The 372-nt window shown below is 46.8% G+C and carries 3 tRNA genes; all 3 read right to left on the bottom strand.

The window, feature by feature from the left end:
- Nucleotide 1: 1 nt before the first annotated feature.
- Nucleotides 2–86 (bottom strand) — tRNA-Leu (locus tag H2O73_RS20365).
- A gap of 52 nt (nucleotides 87–138) precedes the next feature.
- Nucleotides 139–215: transfer RNA gene (locus H2O73_RS20360), tRNA-Met, on the bottom strand.
- An 82-nt stretch (nucleotides 216–297) separates the two neighbouring features.
- Nucleotides 298–372: transfer RNA gene (locus H2O73_RS20355), tRNA-Gln, on the bottom strand.

The raw sequence follows: 372 nt of genomic DNA, 5'->3' as shown, positions 1-372 counted from the left end.
ATGGTGCGGTCGGAGAGACTTGAACTCTCACACCTTGCGGCGCCAGAACCTAAATCTGGTGCGTCTACCAATTCCGCCACGACCGCATCTTGAATCTACATAACTGATAGTTGATTGGTTAAACTAACAGTTTAAATATGGTGGCTACTACGGGATTTGAACCTGTGACCCCATCATTATGAGTGATGTGCTCTAACCAGCTGAGCTAAGTAGCCATGTTTTCGAGCGAGACAATATAAACCATTCTCTCTCTCGGTGACAACCCCTTTTTATCAAAAGGCTTACCACTTTAAATAATGGCAGGTCTACCTGGATTCGAACCAGGGAATGCCGGCATCAAAAGCCGGTGCCTTACCGCTTGGCGATAGACCT

It is taken from the genome of Vibrio marinisediminis, from assembly GCF_014050145.1.
In the GTDB taxonomy this organism is placed as follows: domain Bacteria; phylum Pseudomonadota; class Gammaproteobacteria; order Enterobacterales; family Vibrionaceae; genus Vibrio; species Vibrio marinisediminis.
Note: the sequence above shows the minus strand (reverse complement) of the source record. Positions and strands in the feature narration are given on the sequence as shown.